A 20,200-nucleotide genomic window follows, 5' to 3' on the forward strand; every position below is an offset into this window, starting at 1 on the left:
TTTAGCAATGGAAAATAGAATATAAGAAAAAAGAATGCTTAAAATTAATAAAAAAGATATTTGAGAAAAAGAAGAGAAAAATAAAAGAAATTAATTGCCTTTGTTCTTTTCTAAGATCTTCATGAACTGGTGCATTGGGTATTCCTTTGGGGTTACAGTAATATTGAGTTTGTTCTCGTTGCAAGTAAAAGTTGCACCGACAACACCAGGGCTCAATGCCCTAAGTTTGTAGACTTGAACTGTACCACATCCACACCCAGTACCCCCTGATGACCCTTTATCTGAAGATATAACTTCAAAATTATCGCAGAAAATAAATGCACTGCTTTGTAGATTACAATCAAAACCGTATATTTCTACAGTAATGATGTCACCTACGTGAACTAAACTGGGCCCATAAATATTACAATAACTTCCACATGGAGAACAGGGTGACGGATTACATATTAAACAATAAATGTAACATGCTTTATCAGAGGGTTCACAAAATCCAGTAACAGAAGTTAGAGTCGTGACTGCAAACAGCAAGCTTATCAATATAGCCATTATCTTTTTCATAATGTCACTATTAAGTTAAGAATAAAAGAGAGTAGTAATATTTAAATTTATCTGTAAGAAGAAATATATTAAAAAAAGAAGAGAATTATTCCTGATTTTCTTTTAAGATTTTAAGGATTCTATAAATTGGTAATCCTGAAGGTGGTGGACTGTTATTCGAAGCGTAGTGGAACCCCATATCAATTGTGCCTTTATCCCAGATTCCATCTGTTCTTGTTGTGAATCCTTCATATAATCCAAGAGCAGCTGATGATGTAGAGCCTTTGTCAACACATGGGCTGCTTGGCAAAAGATAGAATGTATTTATTCCATCGACAAACTTTGGGTCAACTGAGATTGATCCAGTTCCAGCAGGTGTTTCATCATAATTACCGTTAAGATTATTCCATGCGTTACAATATATCACTTCTGAAGAGATATTATTTTCAATATCAAATCCATTGTCACCATTTCCAACTGCTATGCAGTTTATCACTTTAGTTCCGCCATCGTCACTGTAGAATCCATCGTAGACGTTTCCAAAAGAGGTGCAGTTGATGAATGTGCTGTAGCCATTATCTCCAATCCCATCACATCCATTATTGAATGAAAGGCAATTTTTAACTGTAGCATAATCGGCAACAAGAATGCCGTTTTCTACATATGCAAAGCCATTGTTGTGGGTGATACAGTTCTCAATAGTTGCATACTCTCCACCCACCCAATTTCCACCAACATTTTGTTGATCCATAAGAATTCCATATCCCGGCGCATTTCTTACGGTAATATTTTTTATAGTTATATATTTTTTCAATGAGTAGAAGCCGCCTCCGCCAGAAGATGTTGCATCAATTATAGTATTAAAAGGACTGTCGCCTATTATTGAAATATTATCTGCATTTATAATAATTGTATCATCTATAAGATAAGTTCCGGCGTGGACATAAATTGTATCACCTGTAGATGCAGCTTCAATTATTGCCTCAATATCATCGCTAGGGTAGACATTAAAAGTAGCCGCAGAGACCGGGCTTAATATCATAAAAATACTTACTAAAAGTATTGACATTATTAGTATAGATTTCATTTTATTCATAATAAACACCATTATAATGTTAAAAATAAAAGAAAATAATACTATTTAACTTTTTGGGTTTTGATTTTCAAAATAATTAAGAAAATAGAATTTAAAAAGATTTATTCGTTGTCTTTGTTCTTCTCTAGTATCTTAAGAATCCTGTCTATGGGAAGTGATTTTGGCTGTAAAGTTAATTCTCTACCGAGGTTTAAGTTGTTATGCTGGAATTTTGGCCAGGGAGAGTCCGCATAAACACTCATTGATCGTTGGTATGCCGCATAGGTCCATCCTGGGCTACCGCTTAATGCATAGAGATTATAGTCACTGCTTCCTACATAGATCGTGCCGTCAGAGCCGATTGTAGGGGATGACCTACCATCATTATGGATGTTCGTCCTCCACTTGTAGTCAGTGCGATTGCCACTTCCTGTTGGGCTTATCGCATAAAGGTAATTGTCTTTGCTTGCAATGTATATTGTGTCATCTGCACCAATTGCAACAGATGCCGGAATGGCACCACCTGTTTCAAATGTCCATTTCAAGTCCCCGCTTGTTGGGGTTATTGCATAGAGGTAGCCGTCAGACCCGCCTATATAGATTGTTCCGTCAGTCCCTATTGTAGGAGAAGCACGACCCATACTGCTACCTGTGGAGTAACTCCATTTTTCAGAACCATCTGGATTTATTGCAAAAACGTTTCCACTCCAGTCCGCTACATAGATTGTTCCATCCCTACCAACTGCAGGGGACGAGCCAATACTGTCTTCAGTCTCAAATGTCCACTTTTCAGAACCATCTGGATTTATTGCGTAGAGGTAGTAGTCAACGCTCCCCACATAGATTGTGCCATCTGCACCAATCGCAGGGGAAGAGCGTGCATAAGAAGTGCTGTCAATATCATAATCCCACTTTTTAGTACCGCTTGGCGTTAATGCATAGAGGTAGCCGTCATGACTGATAAAATAGATTGTGCCATCTGCACCAATCGCAGGGGAAGAGCAAATGTAACCAATGCTGCCATCATTATCAAATATCCATTTTACAGTTCCGTTGGGATTCATTGCATAAAGGCCGTTGTAATAGTGCCCGATATAGATTGTGCCATCCATACCAATTGCAGGAGAGGAAGCGGTGAAATATTCTCCGCCTGTGTCATATTTCCACTTTAGGGCTCCACTTGGCGTTAATGCATAGATAAATCCGTCATAGTCCCCGAAATAAATGGTACCGTCTGCACCAATCGCAGAGGAAGTATAAACATAATCTTCTGCAGCATATGTCCACTTTATATCTCCGTCTGCGGCAAGAACCGCTCCAAAAGACGTTAAAAATATACCAACTAGTAAAATAACTGTTAATCTTTTATTCATGAAAAATCACCGTTATAATTATCTAAATATAAATTCAAATTATTATATAAAGTTTTGCCTAGAATTAGAAAAATATTAAAATAATTTAAAAATAAAATTATCTTATCTTTGCACCGGTCTTCATTTCCTTATCTGCTTCTAAAAGTGATACAAGCTTTCCGTCGTCAGCTGCCAAAAGCATCGCTTCACTCTTGACACCACGGATTGTTGCTGGCTCCAAGTTGCATATCGCCACTATCTTCTTTCCGACTAGCTCTTCCTTCTTATAGTAGCTCTTTATACCTGCAACTATTGTTCTTTCTTCCCCCACATCAATCTTCATCACGTAGAGCTTGTCAGCCTTCGGGTGGTCATCGACTGAGATGATCTTTCCAGTCCTTATATCAAGTTTTGCAAACTCATCAAATGGTATCATGGGTGTTTCCTCCTTCTTTACCAGTGTCTTCTTCATTGGCGCTGGGTTATCAAGCTTTTGTATCTGGCGCTTTATCTCCTCGTCAGGGACTTTGGAGAATATAGGCTCCGGTTTTTCTAAAGGCTTCCCCTGCTTTAATAGGAGCTTTGCACTGTCATCCCAGACAAACTTATTGATGCCTATTTCTTTTAGCATCTTCTCTGTTGAGAAAGGCAAAAATGGATTTAAGACCATTGAGAGTGTCTTTGCTAGCTCTAGTGATATGTAGATAGTGTTTGCTGCTTTTGCTTTATCGGTCTTTACTAGCTTCCACGGCTCCTTCTTGTCAAAGTACCTGTTGCAGCTCTTTGCAAATGAGACGACCTCTTTCAATGCGTCCTTCATCTTGAATACCTTTATCAGGTCAGAGACCTTTGTACCGATCTCTTCCATGTTCTTTATGGCTTCCCTATCGTCATCATCTAGGAGTGATTCATCCATCTCTGGGATCTTGCCGTCAAAGTTATTGTAGGCAAATGTGATACTCCTGTGGACAAAGTTTCCTATTATGTCGTTTAGCTCGTCATTTATCCTCTTCTGGAAATCTTCCCAGAGGAAGTCAGAGTCCCTTGATTCAGGTGCTACAGTTGTGAGGTAGTATCTTAAGTAGTCAGGCGGGAAGTCCTTTAGGAAGTCGCCAAGCCATATCGCCCAGTTCCTTGATGTTGAGGTCTTCTTTCCCCCGATATTTAGGTACTCATTTGCCGGGACATCGTATGGTAATTTCCATTTCCTGCCTTCGTACTCACCGTACCCGAGCAAGAATGCTGGCCACATGATAGCGTGGAACGGAATGTTATCCTTACCTATGAAGTGGACTATTTTCCCATCTAACCAATAATCCTTCCATGCGTCTGGTTTTCCCATTCTCTCTGCCCACTCCTTTGTGGATGAGACGTATCCAATTACAGCTTCAAACCAGACATAGAGAACCTTGTCCTTACCCTCCTCTAGTGGGACCTTAATACCCCACTGCAAATCACGAGTGATTGCTCTATCTTGCAGACCTTCCTTGATCCAGTTCAGGCAGAAGTTAACGACATTAGGCCTCCAGTGCTTGTTTGACTTCATCCAGACTTCAAGCTCGTCTTGAAAGTCGCTTAGCCTGATAAACCACTGGAACGTTTCCTTTACCTCTGGCGTTGTGCTACAGGTGATGCACTTTGGGTCGACTAGCTCGATAGGCTCCAAGACTTTTCCGCATACCTCGCACTGGTTTCCCTTTTGGTCCGGGGCGCCGCATGTCGGGCATGTCCCCTCGACGTATCTGTCCGCCAAGAACATGTTGCACTTGGGGCAGAATGCCTGGACAACAGTCTTTCTCTCAATATGGCCGTTCTTCAAGATCTTTAAGAAGAAGTCTTGAGAGGTCTTATGGTGAACGGGAAGTGAAGTTCTTGAAAAGTTATCATAGGATATGCCTAGATTTTTAAAATCTGTCTTCATATCCTCATAGTAAAAGTCAACAAGTTCCTTTGGCGTGACGCCATCCTTTAGGGCCTTTATCTCTATTGCCGTTCCATGTTCGTCTGTTCCACCTACATAAACTATATCCGCGCCAGCTAGCCTATTGTACCTGACATAGGTATCTGCTGGAAGGTAAGCCCCTGCTATATGGCCTACATGGAGGGGGCCATTTGCATAGGGAAGAGCGGAAGTGACAAGTATTCTTTCTCTCATGATTATAACTCCTATTTAGTATTTAATAGTGCTTAAAAAATGTTTAAAAGGCTTTGTGAGGGGGGAAATGGGGAGGAAAATATGTCCTAATTTTAGATATTAATCAAATTATATAAATACTATATTTTTAGAAAATGTATGCAAGAAGTACCTAAAAAAGTCTTTGAAGATATTAAGAAGAATTTAGAGGAATTTCCAATTATAAAAGAATTATTTGGCTCAGATTGGATTGATTCTCAATTTGAGGTAAAATATCTCAAAGAATTACACCCTTTTTTTAAATCTTTTTATAACAAAGATTTTCTTGAAAAGATATCTACAAAGCTTATACTTATTAAAAATAAAACAGATAAAATAAAACGTATAATAAAAAAAATTAAAACAAATGAGGATGAAGATACGACCCGTTCTATATTAAGTGAAATAGAAGTTTTATCCTTTTATTATAACAAAGAAAATAATAATTTTAAAGTTGAGTACGAACCGATCTTAGAAAACTTAGAAAAAGTACCTGACATTAAACTTACAATTGCAAATAAAGAGTATTTTGCCGAAATTATTACCATATTAGATGATCAAAATTTTAGGGAAATCGGCAGAATCCAAAACATAATTGAAGATAAAATTAATGATTAGAGAATAACCCATATGCAATTTGTTTTGGCACTGAAGCAGATTTTGTGGATGAAGATATAGATGATTTTATAGAATTAATCAAATCAATAATAAATGATCATGATTCTATTAATTTTGCGGAGACCTATTATTATACTAAAAACGATAAAGGGATAGCACATTTCATTATTGGCAAAACTACTAATGGAAAAGGTGGAGTTGCTTCAAAAATGGTGGGCGGATTACTAAAGGATGCTGGAAGAATCAAAAATAAACTTCTCGGCGAAATAAAACATTTCCCAGAAAATGTTCCGATAATAATTATAGTGGATTTATCATATGTGATTGGAGATTTTGTTATATCTGATGAGGTATGTATAGGACAACAAGTTGTTCGGATAATCCCTGAAACTTCTGAATCATTTCCTGCAATCCTTGATAACAGTATTTTTAACCACGATAGGGGAAAACTAATATCATTAGTAATTGCGTACAGAAAACACAACTATGAAGACAGAGTTGTATATCCCAATTCTAAATCACCTTACCTAATTAGTGATGACGTAATAAGCAGATTATAATTTTAAATAAATCATAGATTTAAGGCCTAATAATATATACACTTTAATCTTTTTCCAATCTTCTAGCTAAATCCTCAAAACTAGTGACTCTGTGTTTGATATAATCAAACTTAACTTGTGGAACTTTCAAGTAATTCCACGAATTACCTGTTTGTTCTGACACATCTTGGCACCATTTTTTTATAGCTTCATCTTTTCTATCAACATCTTCGTATTCTCTGCCCTTAGTTTCAATTATCCAGTTTTTTATATTATCTTTACAATTTTGTACTGCGACGAAATCAGGATGATAGAATCTAGTGGCTCCTTTTGAGCTTAGATAATCTATCTTAAAAGGAGTTGTTTCTAGAGAAGCAAATTTAAATATATCATTAAATCGCCTATCAAGAAATTCTGCAAACTCTGCTTCAAAATTATTTCTAACTGCTACGTAATTAAAAATAGTTTTATCGAGCCTAACATGTTTTCTGTTCCATGGGCTGATTTCAGTTTCAGAAAGTTTAATCGATTTTTGGAGAATAAGTGTATCTGTTTTTTCTGCAGTTAATTCACCGATATATTGAGTCAGAATAGATATTATGCCTTCTAATACATCTGATCTACTTAAAGCCTTTTTAGTTAAAATAGAATCAATGCTATCAATCTGAGTATCAAAGCACTTATTCAAAACATAATCCTCTACAATTGGGCATATCTCATTAAATTGACATGTAAGTCCCGCCCTTTTCATTATATTATTAACAATATAAGATATTTTTTCTCTTATTTCATAATCTGTTTTGAAAATAATTTCTTCTTTGTGGATATGAGATCCAGTTGTAGCAAATTCCATCCTTAAGGTAGATTTCCACTCTTCTTTTAGAACCTCAGAAGCAAATATGTTTGGTATGGAATTAATATTGATCTCAGATAATTTCTTATAATTTCTTTTGTATCTAAGACCAATTTGTGGTATTTCTATATCATATTTAAGACGTGACAGTTCTACCGATATGTTAACCCCTTGTGGTGGTGGAGAGTGAACGGTATCTATGTTGACCCCTTCCGACTCTAGATTATCTTTTACAAATTTTTCAAATTCATTTGTGCCCATTACTTCTAGAGTTTGTATATATTCAGATGTTATCCCGCTCATTAATCTAAGTCCTCTCCCAATAGTTTGTTCTGGAAGAATCTTAGCCTGAGCATTATATGGCCTTAGCCCCAAGCAAACTGTAACGTTTTGAACATCCCATCCTTCCCTTAACATTAAGACACTTGAAATTACCTTGATTAAAAAAGGATAGTAATTTTATTAGTTTTAGGATTTTGTTTGAAGCATCTAATTCAATAGCTTCGTCAATGACTTCTTCAATTTCTTTGTATCTTCCTAATAAATTCAAAATTCCTATTTTGTAAGGTAAATAAATATCTGGATTAACTTTTAAAGCTTTATTGATTAGAGTTAGAGCTTCTTCCAATTTTTCTATAGTATCAGGTTCAAGTCTTTTAGACACTGTATTAATATTTTTTGTTTCTTTTTCAATAATCATTTTATTATTTTCTATTTGAGACAATAGGACTGATTTCAGGAACCAGTAGCTTACATCTTCTTCTTTTATTTTTATAACTTCGTCAAGTGCTTCCATAGACTCTTCAAATCTTTCTAAGGACATCAATGCTAATGATTTAAAATAGAAATACATCGGATTAGAGCCATCAATTTCTATAGCGTTATTAATACATTCTAATGCGTATTCGTAATCCTCCAATTTAAGAAGAATTTCTCCTTTTAGCCACCAAGCACTAGAAACATTCTTTATTGAATCTAAAAATATATTTATAGAAGACAAAGCTTCTCCAAGCCTATCTAATTTTTTCAGACAAATAGATTTAACTAGATTATTGTGTATATTATTATCATCTAGTTCCATTAGTTTTTCAATGAACTTCAGCGCTTCAGCATATTCTTCTTTATAGATTAATATTTCTATTTTACTTTGAATAAGTGATACTTCTTTAGAGTTAATTTTAAGACCATTTTCAATAATTTCTTCAGCGTCTTTTAATTTTTCTTTTTTAATAAGGATTCTACTCTTTAATACATAGGGGTAAAGATAATTTGGATTAACCTCAAAAGCCTTATCTAAAAAAGGTAATGCTTCATCATCCAAATTCAGATTAATCAGGCAAGCAGCTTTAAACGTTAAAACTTCAAAATCCTCGGGTGAGAGATCCAATGCATTATTAAAAATACTTAAGGCTTCTTTGAATCTGCCTAAATGGAACAATGCATTGCCTTTATATACTAAGTAAGGTATATTATTCGGATTTAATTCGAGCAGAGGATTCAAAATTTTTATTAAAGATTCATATTGTTCAGAATTATATAGGCTTTTAATTTTATAATCCAATAAAAAAATTGTTACTGTTTCATTACCAGAGAATATTGTTATAATAGAATCTATAAGTTCAATGATTTTGACATATTCTTCTTCAAGATACAATGTTTCTATTCGGTCTATTAGCGTTAACATAATATTTTCTTTGTTTTCTATATTGTTCTCAGTAGCGACCATTTAATCACGTAGTTATAGATTATATTCTGATTCTTCTACTTTTCGACTTATCTTAAATTAATTTTGTTTAACAATTTTCAAATCTCAAGCTTTTTTCTTAATTCCTCTTTAATCTCGTCGTACTCTTTAGGGTATTTCTTTTTAAGAACTTCTTTAACTTGAAATGTTTGCTCTTGGATCTTTTCAACTTTGTCATCGATAGAATTTGCTGAGTTTTTTATTTCTGCCAGAGTGCCACCATATGAAGATATTAGAGAACTTATGTCATTTAGTCTTCTATGAGTAAATCTATGCGCATTAATATTATTTTGATTATAATTGTCTAATTTCTTATTTAATTCTTTGAAATAAACTTCTATTTTGGCCTTATCTTCTAACTCCTTCTTTAATCTCAGCTTTTCATTTTCATCTTTCTCATTTCTATATTTCTGCATTTTAATGTATAATTTGGATATATTAAGGAAATCTTCTTCATTTAGACTGCTTTCGGCTTTTTTAATTACTTTATCAATGAGTTCATAATCATCTAATTCAAAACTACTATTAAGAAGGCCTTCGAGTTCATCGTAATCTAATTTTTTCTCATATAGTAGCGAATATATCAATGTCAGTGCATCGGCCTTAGATCCTAATTTTATCAATGCACTAATTTTACCTCTTACAGCAATAATATAGTAACTATCATTTGCAGGTATCGACTCAAAAAAAGAAATGGCTTTTGAAAGTTCTCCTTTTCTTAAATAATAATATCCTTTATAAAAAATATAATCTGAATTAGTTTTTTCCAATTCACCTAATTTTTCTATATATTTTTCAGCATCAGAAAAACTCTTTAACTTTATCAATCGTATGACTAAAGAGATAATCAATGACTTTTTAGAATTTGGATGAGTTTTAATTATTTTTTCTAGAGGATTTATTTGTTTTTCATATATATTTTCAATTTCCTTAGCATAGCCTTCTTTTGCAAGTAAATTAATTAAACTATCAAAGGGGTAATAGAAACTATTATAGAACAACTCGTTTGCAGTTATATGCCCCAATATTTTAAGTAGTTCCTCATATCTTTTTTTCTGGGTTAATAATTGATCTAATCCATCCATATCTATATTGGTACTTCCATTTTCAAGAAGTTTCCAAACACAAGTTAAAGCAAAATTTACATCGATTTTTTCTTGGAATTCTTTGTAACAGTTCAGCATTACTATAAAGTCAAGACATGAAGAATAAATACTAAGGTTTTCAGGAAATAATTCTATTCCGATCTCTAAGACTTTCATTCCTTTGTATAACTTTGTCGGATCATGTACGTTCGAACCTATTGTTACTTTTTCATAGTAATTTTCAAAGTAAATCCTAGTAGCTTCTGGATCAATTTCAAAAGTTATTCTGAAAAATTCCTTAGCTTTATCATATTGACATAAATCAATATAATTTAGGGCAATATTAAATAAAGTAGTTATATCGTGATTATCAAGTTCAAGGGCCAAATTATAATATTTTAAGGACACAAGATAATTCTCTTGGGATTGGTAAATATTGGCAATATTATTAAAATACATAATATGAGGAGATAAAGATATTGCTTTTTCAAAACATTTAATTGATTCAAAAAATTCATTTAAGTATTCTTCTTTTTTTGAATAAATTGATTTCCAAATGGCAAACTCACTTAATGCAACACCTAAATCGTTCAAAAAGAGTGGATCATTAGGATTCTTATCGACTAATAATCTGTACAAATTTATAGAATCTGTATACTCTCCATTTAACAAAAGTGCAGAAGCTTTAAACTTCAGTGCTTCTAAGTTATATGGATCAATCTCCAAACACCTATCAAAGCATTTTATAGAATTATCATATGAAAGTTCAAGCCAATCGTCTGGTCCTGGAAGGCCTAGTATTATATGATTACTACCAAGAATTTTTCTTTTAAGTAATAGTTCTCCTTTTTTAAGCCAAGCCAAAGAATTTTCTGAATCTACTTTTATGATATCTTCATACTTGGATATTTCAATTTCAAAATTTGGATCTTTCCATTCGTCTTTTAGAGCCCATTCAAATGATAAACAGGAATTACGTCCTTGATAAACGTAAAAATACTCGGTATAGTTTCTATTACCCATTGGTTCACCTTTGAATATAAATAAAATTGATTGGCTATATTTCTGCTTTCTGATTTATATTAAATAAATTTCATTCAACATAACTCAAATCTTATGAATCAGATTATAAATGATTGATTCTTTTATATCGTCCTGCCCCAAAACAGACTCTCTAACTCTCATAGCATCATTTTTGCCTTTTGATTCAGTATGGGCTGCACCATTTCTGTCATTATGATACAAAAGAAATATTTTCTTAAACATGTTAAATTTTGTTTCGTCCATATTACCTTTAAGGGTATATAAGAAGAGGAACGTGTTATACATGAACATATCCCAGCCCCAGTCACTAATCCTTCTCTGAAATTTATATTCGTTAAAGATCTTGCTTAATTTTTTGGCAACTAAAGGTGCATAAAATGCATTCTTATTTCCAATCACAGTTTCTTCTTCCATTTTACTAATCCATGATTCTTTATCGGGTTCAGAGAGTAATATTTTAGTGTCTCTATTTTCAATTGTAAAATTCAAAAAATCCTCTAATTCATCTATAATTTTATTATTTTTATATTTTTTTGATTCAAGCTTTTCGATAGCTTTGCAATAAAGAATTATTATTCCGGAATAATCTGCTATGAAATCACAATTGTTTTCTTCATCAGATAATTTTCTCATAATTAACTCTGCAGTTGCTAGAAAATCCAATATCTCTTCTTTGTCCGAAGACTCAAGTTTTTTCTTTAGATCAGTTTTCATAGGATTAGACATTTATATCTCCAACTTTTTCCTCAATTCCTCTTTTATTTCCTCAAATTCATTGGGATACTTCTTCTTAAGAACATCTTTCACTTGTATAGTTTGTTCTTGGATCTTTTCAACTTTATCGTCAATTGAATCTGTAGACTGTTTTATTTTTGTTAGTTTCTTGCCATATAGAGACATTAATGAACTTAGATTGTCTAGTTTTTTATGAGTGAATCCATGTGCTTCCATGGCTTCTTTGTGTTGCTTATCCATTTTTTCTTCTAGTTTATTAAAATCAATTTCTATTTTAGATTTTGTTATTTCTTCTTCCAACTCCTTCTTTAATCTTTCTTTTTCTGTTTCATCGTTTTCATGAATGAACTTCTGGATTTTGTTATAATCGGCTACAAATGTTTTTAGCTCTTCATTCTTTAAAGTATCAAAACCTCTACTAAAGATTTCTTCACAAAGATTGTAGTTTTTTAATTCAAAAGAAATATTAAGTAAGTATCTATAATAATTATCGGGTAATTTTGAAATGCCTGCTAATTCTTTAATTAAATTTAATGCATCGTTTTTTAAGCCAAGGTTGGATAGAGAACTTATTTTCAATATTTTAGAATAGTTATTATTTGGATCTATTTCAAGAGATCGATCAGAAAAATAAACTACTTTAATAAATTCTTCTTTATTATAATATATAGCTTCATAATTATGAATGAATTCAATATCATCAGGAAAATAATTATTATTACTTTTTAATACATTTAATGCTTCATCGTATTTTTTTAAGCTTATTAGCATCTCCACTTTATCGTTTAATAGCATTTTTAGCGTCGATAAATCATTTTTCTCTATTAAGATTGGAGCAAGATTATCCATTATAAATATACATTTATTAAAGAATTCTTTTGTCCAATCTTCAAATCCTCCGCTAGATATTTTATTCCCAAAATAGAATAAATTAAAAGCATATCCAGATTTTCCAGATAAGTAGTATTTTTCTATATTAAAATTATCAAGTATATCCATGGCTTCATGAATCATTTCTTTTTTTATCAACTCCTCAATAAATTCTGACATTATGTAATGGTCATAACCATAATTATTAGTTATTAGATTATTTGCTATATTTATAAGAAAATCAATTTCTTTAGCAAAGCAATTTGCATAGCCACACATTAACACCCAATCGTTAAATCTTAGATTTTCTGGATATATTTCCAAAGCTATCTTAGATAATTCGTATTCGTCGTTGCCGCCCCCCATAACAAATAGAGGAATTTCTTCAAAATAAACTAAAAGTAAATTTGAATCTATTTCGAAAGCTCTTTTATATAACTCTTTGGCTTTTGAATAAAAGTTCATTAAAATAAAAGATTCAGATAATTTTATAATAGTATCAAATTTGTCTTTATCTTTTTCTAAAATCAAATTATAGTAAATCAATGAAGAAAAATAATTATTTAAACTACGATATAAATTTGCTGCGTTGTACAAAGCGCAAGTATAGTCAGATTTAAGTTCAATAGACTTTTTAAAACAATTGATAGATTCAAAAAATGGATAATTATCTAATATATTCTTATTTTTTTTCATTTGGTTTAGTCCTAATTCAAATAACGAAACACCAAGATCGTTCCACATACTAAAATTATTTGGATTCTTTTCTACTAAATTTCTAAATATTCCCACTGCTTCTTCTAAATTTCCATTCAACATTATTGCCCCTGCCTTATAAGAAACAGCTTCTAAATTATTAGGGTCACTTTCTAATGCTTTGTCAAAGCAATAAATTGAATCAAAATACTTAATAGTTTCTTTAGTTAATTCAAACCAATCAATTTCATTTTGTATTGATTTCTCTTTTTTAGAATACCTAATGAACGACCCTTCTTCAATCCATAACATATCAAATAATAAAACTCCTTTAGAAAACCATGCAGAAGTATTGTTAGAATCCTTTTTAATAATATTCTCAATTTTAACTAATTCAGAAGTAATATCTTTTTTCTTTGTTGAATAATCTTTTTTATCCCATTCAAAGCTTAAATAAGAATCACGTTGATAAAATCCAAGAAGACTCATCAGTTCACCTTTATCCTTCTAAAAATATATTTCCTAAATCAAATATATCTACCTTTCGACTTATCTTAAATTAATTTTGTTTAATATAAATAATAACTATTTAAATAGTTTAGTCATAAACGTTAATCATGAAGATACATATCGCTCTTTTAGGCGAAAATCCAAATCATATAAAGACATCATTTAGTAGGTTTGAAAGAATAGATAAGCTTTTACTTATAACAAGTGAGAAGTTCAAACAGAATGCAATAACTATACAAAAGAACTATTCAGATTTACTTGGTACCGATATATCTTATCACATAATTGATCCGTTCAACAAAGACAGCGTCCTTGGAATCTCGGATATAATAAAAAAAATAAGAATGGAAAATAAAGATGCCGATATCCTGATGAACATAACAGGTGGGACTAATCTAATGGCAGGAATTGCCCTCTCGGCAGCTTTTATGATAGGTTGCGAGGAGGTATACTACTTACTTGATCCATCAAAAACTAATAAAGATCAAAGTGACCTAATAAAGATTCCAATACCAAGGATTATTTTTCCTGAGATCATAAGAGATAAGCAGAAGGAGCTGCTTATGGCAATTAGTAATAAGCTTAAGCAGGACGATATTGAATGCATAACTAACATCAGAAAATTCGCTGATGAGTTCTACCATAATAAGAAAGAGAATCCTGTCCAAACTATAATGGTCCATCTCAAGCCTCTTGAAGAAATGAATCTCATCAGAATAAACAGAGATTCGAAGGAGCGGAGGATAGAGCTAACAGAGGCAGGAAAAGTCATGCTGAGGTTCCTATGATGAATGTTCACATAGCGCCATCAGGTTCTGTGGGCCCTATAGAAGATGCCATAAAATACTTTAAGATTGACAAGCTTTACATAATAACAAGCGAAGAGAAAAAGCGGGATTTTGAAAAAATAAAACAAATGCCCATCGAGATACTAGTCACCGATGCCTTTGACTTTCAGGCCATAGTGGATTCGATTACAGGCATATACAGCAAGGAAAAAGATGAAAAGATCTATATCAACATTACTGGGGGGACGAATGTAATGTCTGTAGCCTCACATGTTTCTGCAATGTTCTTGGGATTGGAGTGTTATTACATGCCAATAAATCAGGGGCCCATCTACCCCGGAGTTCCCACTTTGTTTAAAAATCTAAAAGACGAAGACATACAGCTTATAAAAAATTCTTCTTCTAAGGGTACTCTTTATTACAACAGAAGCAAAGCCCGTCGAGTAAACAAACTGAAAAGACTTGGGATATTTGAAATTAAAAGCAAGCAAGATAAGCATGGTAGAAAGATTAATTACGCAGAACCTACGCCCATCGGGAAATTCTTTTTGGAAATAATAAAAAAATCAAATATATAGTTTTGGTAGTTATTAGAGAGCCAGTTAGATGTTAGGATCAAGCACTTTGGAAGTGCTGCTCAATTAGTTCAGTGTAGGATTCAGAGAGCTCTACCAAGAGTTTCATGAGCTCCTTTTTCGAGGAGCTATTGAAGGCTGCTTCAAGCCTTCTTATTTGGTAGTTAAAATTTGTTGCGCTCATGGCAAATCACGTACTCATATGGGCCAGGATTATATTAAAAAATTTTTATATATATTAAATAAATAAAATTTAATATAAATAAGAATATTCTAATATATTTTTTGCATCTCTTTATTTGGGGTTTATTTATGGATTATGAAAAACTATTCAAGGAATTTATGAATAACGGCGTTATAGTTGTTGGATGCGTATGCCTTACGAAAGAAGGCGATATATTCAGTAGAGTGATATCCTCAAGTATTATTATAGATGTTTTAAAGTCAAGGCCAGATTCCGCCATCAAGATACAAGATGGGCTGTACGATTCTAGAAAACACTTATGCCAGCAGCTTGATGAGCTTATGGATCACATAGCCAATGGGTGCAACATCCCCATTGGCAGAAGCCCGGCCAAATATAATGTTAAAACCATATCGCATCCCTAAAAAACAATGAGAGAGATTATCATGAAAGAATATGAGAAATATCTTGAAGAGGGAAAGTCCTTGTTAGAAAGCAGGAGATATAGTGAGGCCTTAAGGAAGCTCAATAAATCCATTAATATTAATCGTAACTGTGCCGAAGCCTATTGCAAGAGGGGGATTGCACTAAAAAAACTAAATAAAGACAATTATGCTTTACAGGATTTCGATAATGCAATTATTTTAGATCCAAACCTAGGGGAGGCCTATTTAGAAAAGGGGTTATTGTTAAAAAAATTTGGTCATTCGAATATAAATGAATACTTGGATTTGGCTATAGAAAAAGACCCCAAACTAGGCAAAGCCTATTCTTACAGGGGAATGTATTATTTTAATACTGGAAAATATGAAAAGGCCTACGAGGATATTAACAAGGCCTTGGAGTTGCCTGGAGCTTCCCCTAAATTGTATTATTACAGAGGGGTAATCCTCTACTTAAGAGGCGATATAGAAAATTCCTTTAAGGATTTCAACAAAGCGATTGAATTAGACCCTAAATGGTATGAGCCATACCGTGCTAGAGCCTTATGTTATTCTAAAAAAGGCCAAATAGAATTGGCGGTAAGAGACATTGAAGTATACAATAGATCTAAAATCACATCTAGATCCGATTATCCGTGGAGACAAAGGCACTATTCTAGGCCCTATTAAATATCTTAATGCTTACGAAAATCTTTCTACAAAGTATTAAAAAAAGCTTACAGAAATCTAATTGAAGAAGTTGAAAAACTATTGGAATAAAATAATTTAATATAATTAAAACGATTTATTAATCATGATTATACTCAACTTTGGAATAAATAACCGAGTAGGACTAAAAATATAGAATTAATTACTATCATATTATTGTTGTTTTTTAAAAAAATAGATAAATTTATATATTATTTTCGTAAATAAAGTAAATTAAGAAGAATAGATATATGCTAACAAATATTAGATTTTTCATTTTTATTGAAAAATCTATCTAATAGGTATTTGTAGTTTTCAAAATTACATATATCGGGAGCATACAATGTCTTTAGAAACAATAGACCTTGAAAATGTAAAAAAAGAAATAAAAAAAGCGACTAAATATGAATTCCCAAAAATAGAAAAGCTCAGGGCTATTGTTAGAAATCTTAGTATTAATGAATTAAATTACAGACAGTGTCATGCAATTGCTCCTGTAGCAACTGATGGCGGGGAAAACAAACTCTATTTTGAGCCAATTAGTATTGATATAATAAGAGTTGTAGATTCTGAAGGCAAAGAGCACGTTCAAAAGATAATACCTATTTCAGCAGACTATGAGGTATACAAAAATCTTTTTTATGAAACTCCAATACTAAAGAAGTTTCTAGATCGACTTTCAATAAGCTATGACGATGTATCTTATATGCTGCCAAATAAGGATGACAAAGATGTAGAAGAGTCTAAAGTGGCACAGTATGTGGGAGTTTTTAGAGAAATCCTTGAATGGGCAGTTTTACTTGAAATGGCTTGGAATCCTGGCCCTTCAAAAGTTCTTTTGATGCGAGATGGCCTATTGAGAACGGCTAAATTCAAACCGAATACAGTGTCAAGGCTAGCTGATTCTTTTGAACAGGCCCATAAAGAAAATAATTCAATGTTGATTGGAGTTGCCAAACACTCAAAAGTTCTGAATTATTTATCCCTGGCCCTTAATATTGAAGAAACTTTTATGAATGATTATCCCTGTTTTTGTGAGGTCCCTCTTGAGATAGAAAAGTCAAGCTATCCATGGTATAACAACTGGGTTTCAAACAAAAGAATATTTGGAAAAATGCATCTAGTAAAATTTAGCCCTAAACCTGATGGGGTAGTGTTCCCAGTAGATATACCTCCGTGGCTTATGGGAAAAAGAAAAGAAGTACTTGAATATGCAGCTGAAACTGCAAAAACTTCTTTCCCATTAATTGGCTACCCTTACCCATTAATCAAAGCACATGAAAATGCTATGCTTGGAGGATTAGAAATGGAAATGTTATACGATTATCTAATTAAAGCAGTTTTAGAAGAGTATGATGGAAAGAAAATAGAAAAAATATTGGCATACATTACATTAGGGAAAACTTTGTCTAGGGGCGGAGGAAACTATGAATAGAATCATCAAGCGAAAGATAGGATTTTTAGAGGATTTACAGAATCTGGATTAGAATTCAAGGCAGATATAGTTACACCTTACAATGTCCAAAATCATCCAATAATTGGCACCTTTCTTTTAGTATCTTTAGATCGAGAAACAGCACTATTGGGTAGAATAACAAAATTTTACCCAGTAGGAATAATGTCTTCAATGCAAGGTGATGATTACCTTGCACAAATGGGCAGAATGGAAAGAGAGATACCTGAAGACCTAAAAGAATCAAAGCTAAGATACAATGTCAGCATTAGATTATTGGGCATAATTTCTAGAAAACATGACAAATTTGAATATTCACCAAGCATAAGAAAACTTCCTCATCTTGGAGCTTGGGTTGGAGTTCCAACTGAAGAAGTAATGCAGTATATTTGCGAAATTGGGGTAAAAGGAACCTCTCCTGCTTTAATTGGATACATGTCATTTGGAGATATTGTATATGATGGTTTGATGCAGTCACCTCAAATGCCAATAAAATTTGATATTGCTCAATTAGTTGGAAAAAGAACTTATGTTTTTGCACGTGCAGGATATGGTAAATCAAATCTAATCAAGTTACTAATAACTAGATTATATGAAAATAATCAGCCTGTTGGAATGATAATATTTGATCCTGAAGGCGAATATGGATTTAGGGATAAAAAGGGGAGGCCTGGACTACTTGATATCCCATTTCTAAGAGAAAAAATTTTAGTATTTACCAATAGGGATCTCAAAAACACTGAATATAAAAAATGGATTGGTGGAAGAGTAAAGATTAATTTAGCCGATCTTCACCCTTCAAGTGTAGTAAGTATGTGTGTCAGCCCGGAAAAACAGGACACAGTCTTTGCAAATAGAGTTAGAGGGGCTAGCCCTGAAAACTGGAATAAGCTATTACAGCTTTTAGAAAAGGATGGGTATAGGGCTGAAGATTCTGAAATAGAGGAAATCCTCCATCTTAAGAATACAAGTGACGCTGCCATAATTAGTGCTGTTAAAAATAATATTGTTCCAATAGTAAAAACTCTACATGATAGTAAATCACAACTAATTGAACAGATAAAATACCAACTTAAAAAAGAAAGGATAGTCATAATAGATATTTCTCAATTATCTTCAAAACATGGAGAATGGATATCTGGATTGATACTAGATCTTATCTTAAAACATAACATAGACAATTTCATAACAGGATCAAGCGATATGTTGATCCCTACAATTGCAGTTATTGAAGAGGCCCAGTCAGTTCTATCTAAATATGCAAGTGAAAGTTCTCCTTTTGTATCGTGGACAAAAGAGGGGAGAAAATATGAACTAGGCTCTATCTTAGTCACACAGCAACCTGGAGCAATTTCATCTAAATTATTAAGTCAAGGGGACAATTTTTTTGCGTTTCATTTGATTAGTGCTAGTGATCTAAAAGAATTACAAAAAGTCAATTCAAATTTCTCTGATGACATTCTATCATTGATTCTTAATGAACCAATAAAGGGAAACGCTTACTTTTGGTCTGCACCTGACCAGCCTTTTGTAATATCTTCCAGGATTCTAAATTTTGAGAAGTATGCGGAAGATACAATTGGACTCCAAAAAGGGGCCCCTGCCCAAGAAACAGAATTTAAAACTCCTGCTGAGGAATTCAAAGAAGAAATGCCTGGGTTTGATAAAGAGTATACAAAAATAGTAATGGAGATAATACTAAATCAAAGCAATGTTCCAGTTTATGATAATGTGATTTTAGACAATGAGCCAAGAGAGGATCTACTTGCATTAAATAAATGGAATTTGTTACTTACTGTTGGGGAATCTCTTTCTGGGGAGTTAGAAAGACTATACATAGAGTTCTTTGGAGATAATAAGAAAAAAGCTAAAGATAGCTCTTTATTAGATGTGCTCGAAGAGCGTTCAATTCTTGGGAAACCGTCAAACGCTTACAATGATGAAAGGAAATCATTTTTGTTACTATCAAAGCAAGAGATACTAAAATATAAGCCTAAAAAGATATTCAGAAATTCGATTTCTTTGAAATCAAAAGGATAATAACATAAAGAAATAATTAATTATAAGATATTAAACTAAGTGTCCAATATTAACCGAAAAGAAATATAATAAAAACATAATACGTATAATAGAATTAACTATTGGAGGGGTATTATTATTGAAGAATCTAATTTTAATATTGCAAAATTAATATCAGAGTATAATATAGGCTACAAAGATGAATTTTTGATAAAAAAAG

At 32.7% G+C, this 20,200-nt stretch carries 18 protein-coding genes; 8 read left to right on the forward strand and 10 right to left on the reverse strand.

The window, feature by feature from the left end:
- Positions 1–90: 90 nt before the first annotated feature.
- The 4 genes from HPY60_00280 to metG all read right to left on the reverse strand — a co-directional run bounded on the left by HPY60_00280 (position 91) and on the right by metG (position 5,119).
- Positions 91–558 carry a hypothetical protein gene (locus HPY60_00280; GenBank protein ID NPV49621.1) on the reverse strand — a complete coding sequence of 156 codons (468 nt, stop codon included), beginning with the start codon at positions 556–558 and terminating at the stop codon, positions 91–93.
- A gap of 85 nt (positions 559–643) precedes the next feature.
- Entirely contained in the window at positions 644–1,633 is a 990-nt protein-coding gene (locus tag HPY60_00285) for a hypothetical protein (GenBank protein NPV49622.1), read from the reverse strand.
- A 101-nt stretch (positions 1,634–1,734) separates the two neighbouring features.
- Entirely contained in the window at positions 1,735–2,985 is a 1,251-nt protein-coding gene (locus HPY60_00290) for a PQQ-like beta-propeller repeat protein (GenBank protein NPV49623.1), read from the reverse strand.
- A gap of 97 nt (positions 2,986–3,082) precedes the next feature.
- A complete protein-coding gene (metG, locus tag HPY60_00295) occupies positions 3,083–5,119 on the reverse strand; it encodes a methionine--tRNA ligase (GenBank protein NPV49624.1) in 2,037 nt (678 codons plus the stop codon).
- 138 nt (positions 5,120–5,257) lie between these two features.
- Here metG and HPY60_00300 point away from each other — a divergent pair, with 138 nt between their 5' ends.
- Both HPY60_00300 and HPY60_00305 read left to right on the forward strand, forming a co-directional pair.
- Positions 5,258–5,755, forward strand: coding sequence for a hypothetical protein (locus HPY60_00300; GenBank protein ID NPV49625.1), 498 nt, complete (start codon positions 5,258–5,260; stop codon positions 5,753–5,755).
- 44 nt (positions 5,756–5,799) lie between these two features.
- Complete coding sequence (locus HPY60_00305) at positions 5,800–6,315, forward strand: hypothetical protein (protein ID NPV49626.1); 516 nt, start codon at positions 5,800–5,802, stop codon at positions 6,313–6,315.
- 43 nt (positions 6,316–6,358) lie between these two features.
- On the opposite strand, the gene HPY60_00310 is transcribed toward HPY60_00305, so the two are convergent.
- The 5 genes from HPY60_00310 to HPY60_00330 form a co-directional block, all read right to left on the reverse strand.
- Complete coding sequence (locus tag HPY60_00310; protein NPV49627.1) at positions 6,359–7,564, reverse strand: hypothetical protein; 1,206 nt, start codon at positions 7,562–7,564, stop codon at positions 6,359–6,361.
- Positions 7,503–8,873 carry a tetratricopeptide repeat protein gene (locus HPY60_00315; protein NPV49628.1) on the reverse strand — a complete coding sequence of 457 codons (1,371 nt, stop codon included), beginning with the start codon at positions 8,871–8,873 and terminating at the stop codon, positions 7,503–7,505. The genes HPY60_00310 and HPY60_00315 overlap by 62 nt, the downstream gene beginning before the upstream one ends.
- Positions 8,874–8,950: 77 nt before the next feature.
- Positions 8,951–10,999 (reverse strand): hypothetical protein, encoded by a 2,049-nt coding sequence (locus HPY60_00320; protein NPV49629.1) that lies wholly within the window; start codon positions 10,997–10,999, stop codon positions 8,951–8,953.
- 84 nt (positions 11,000–11,083) lie between these two features.
- Complete coding sequence (locus HPY60_00325; GenBank protein NPV49630.1) at positions 11,084–11,746, reverse strand: hypothetical protein; 663 nt, start codon at positions 11,744–11,746, stop codon at positions 11,084–11,086.
- A complete protein-coding gene (locus HPY60_00330; GenBank protein NPV49631.1) occupies positions 11,747–13,810 on the reverse strand; it encodes a hypothetical protein in 2,064 nt (687 codons plus the stop codon).
- A gap of 128 nt (positions 13,811–13,938) precedes the next feature.
- Here HPY60_00330 and HPY60_00335 point away from each other — a divergent pair, with 128 nt between their 5' ends.
- Positions 13,939–14,619: a hypothetical protein gene (locus tag HPY60_00335; protein ID NPV49632.1), complete on the forward strand. Its 681-nt coding sequence runs from the start codon at positions 13,939–13,941 to the stop codon at positions 14,617–14,619.
- Positions 14,616–15,197 carry a hypothetical protein gene (locus HPY60_00340; protein ID NPV49633.1) on the forward strand — a complete coding sequence of 194 codons (582 nt, stop codon included), beginning with the start codon at positions 14,616–14,618 and terminating at the stop codon, positions 15,195–15,197. Before HPY60_00335 ends, HPY60_00340 begins: the two co-directional genes overlap by 4 nt.
- Positions 15,198–15,234: 37 nt before the next feature.
- On the opposite strand, the gene HPY60_00345 is transcribed toward HPY60_00340, so the two are convergent.
- Positions 15,235–15,378, reverse strand: coding sequence for a hypothetical protein (locus HPY60_00345; protein NPV49634.1), 144 nt, complete (start codon positions 15,376–15,378; stop codon positions 15,235–15,237).
- A gap of 158 nt (positions 15,379–15,536) precedes the next feature.
- On the opposite strand from HPY60_00345, the gene HPY60_00350 reads away from it, so the two are divergent.
- From HPY60_00350 to HPY60_00365, 4 genes are all read left to right on the forward strand, one after another.
- On the forward strand, positions 15,537–15,803 hold the full coding sequence (locus tag HPY60_00350) for a hypothetical protein (GenBank protein NPV49635.1): 267 nt from the start codon (positions 15,537–15,539) through the stop codon (positions 15,801–15,803).
- Positions 15,804–15,824: 21 nt separating this feature from the next.
- Positions 15,825–16,490 carry a tetratricopeptide repeat protein gene (locus HPY60_00355; protein NPV49636.1) on the forward strand — a complete coding sequence of 222 codons (666 nt, stop codon included), beginning with the start codon at positions 15,825–15,827 and terminating at the stop codon, positions 16,488–16,490.
- 361 nt (positions 16,491–16,851) lie between these two features.
- Complete coding sequence (locus HPY60_00360; GenBank protein ID NPV49637.1) at positions 16,852–17,943, forward strand: DNA double-strand break repair nuclease NurA; 1,092 nt, start codon at positions 16,852–16,854, stop codon at positions 17,941–17,943.
- Between the two features lie 147 nt (positions 17,944–18,090).
- A complete protein-coding gene (locus HPY60_00365; GenBank protein ID NPV49638.1) occupies positions 18,091–20,001 on the forward strand; it encodes a DUF87 domain-containing protein in 1,911 nt (636 codons plus the stop codon).
- Positions 20,002–20,200 lie beyond the last annotated feature (199 nt).

Source organism: Methanofastidiosum sp., assembly GCA_013178285.1.
Lineage (GTDB): Archaea > Methanobacteriota_B > Thermococci > Methanofastidiosales > Methanofastidiosaceae > Methanofastidiosum.

Coding starts and splice junctions, on each gene's coding strand:
- HPY60_00280 (NPV49621.1), bottom strand. CDS start 558: ATGAAAAAGATAATGGCTATATTGATAAGCTTGCTGTTTGCAGTCACG.
- HPY60_00285 (NPV49622.1), bottom strand. CDS start 1,633: ATGAATAAAATGAAATCTATACTAATAATGTCAATACTTTTAGTAAGT.
- HPY60_00290 (NPV49623.1), bottom strand. CDS start 2,985: ATGAATAAAAGATTAACAGTTATTTTACTAGTTGGTATATTTTTAACG.
- metG (NPV49624.1), bottom strand. CDS start 5,119: ATGAGAGAAAGAATACTTGTCACTTCCGCTCTTCCCTATGCAAATGGC.
- HPY60_00300 (NPV49625.1), top strand. CDS start 5,258: ATGCAAGAAGTACCTAAAAAAGTCTTTGAAGATATTAAGAAGAATTTA.
- HPY60_00310 (NPV49627.1), bottom strand. CDS start 7,564: ATGTTAAGGGAAGGATGGGATGTTCAAAACGTTACAGTTTGCTTGGGG.
- HPY60_00315 (NPV49628.1), bottom strand. CDS start 8,873: ATGGTCGCTACTGAGAACAATATAGAAAACAAAGAAAATATTATGTTA.
- HPY60_00320 (NPV49629.1), bottom strand. CDS start 10,999: ATGGGTAATAGAAACTATACCGAGTATTTTTACGTTTATCAAGGACGT.
- HPY60_00325 (NPV49630.1), bottom strand. CDS start 11,746: ATGTCTAATCCTATGAAAACTGATCTAAAGAAAAAACTTGAGTCTTCG.
- HPY60_00330 (NPV49631.1), bottom strand. CDS start 13,810: ATGAGTCTTCTTGGATTTTATCAACGTGATTCTTATTTAAGCTTTGAA.
- HPY60_00335 (NPV49632.1), top strand. CDS start 13,939: ATGAAGATACATATCGCTCTTTTAGGCGAAAATCCAAATCATATAAAG.
- HPY60_00340 (NPV49633.1), top strand. CDS start 14,616: ATGATGAATGTTCACATAGCGCCATCAGGTTCTGTGGGCCCTATAGAA.
- HPY60_00345 (NPV49634.1), bottom strand. CDS start 15,378: ATGAGCGCAACAAATTTTAACTACCAAATAAGAAGGCTTGAAGCAGCC.
- HPY60_00350 (NPV49635.1), top strand. CDS start 15,537: ATGAATAACGGCGTTATAGTTGTTGGATGCGTATGCCTTACGAAAGAA.
- HPY60_00355 (NPV49636.1), top strand. CDS start 15,825: ATGAAAGAATATGAGAAATATCTTGAAGAGGGAAAGTCCTTGTTAGAA.
- HPY60_00360 (NPV49637.1), top strand. CDS start 16,852: ATGTCTTTAGAAACAATAGACCTTGAAAATGTAAAAAAAGAAATAAAA.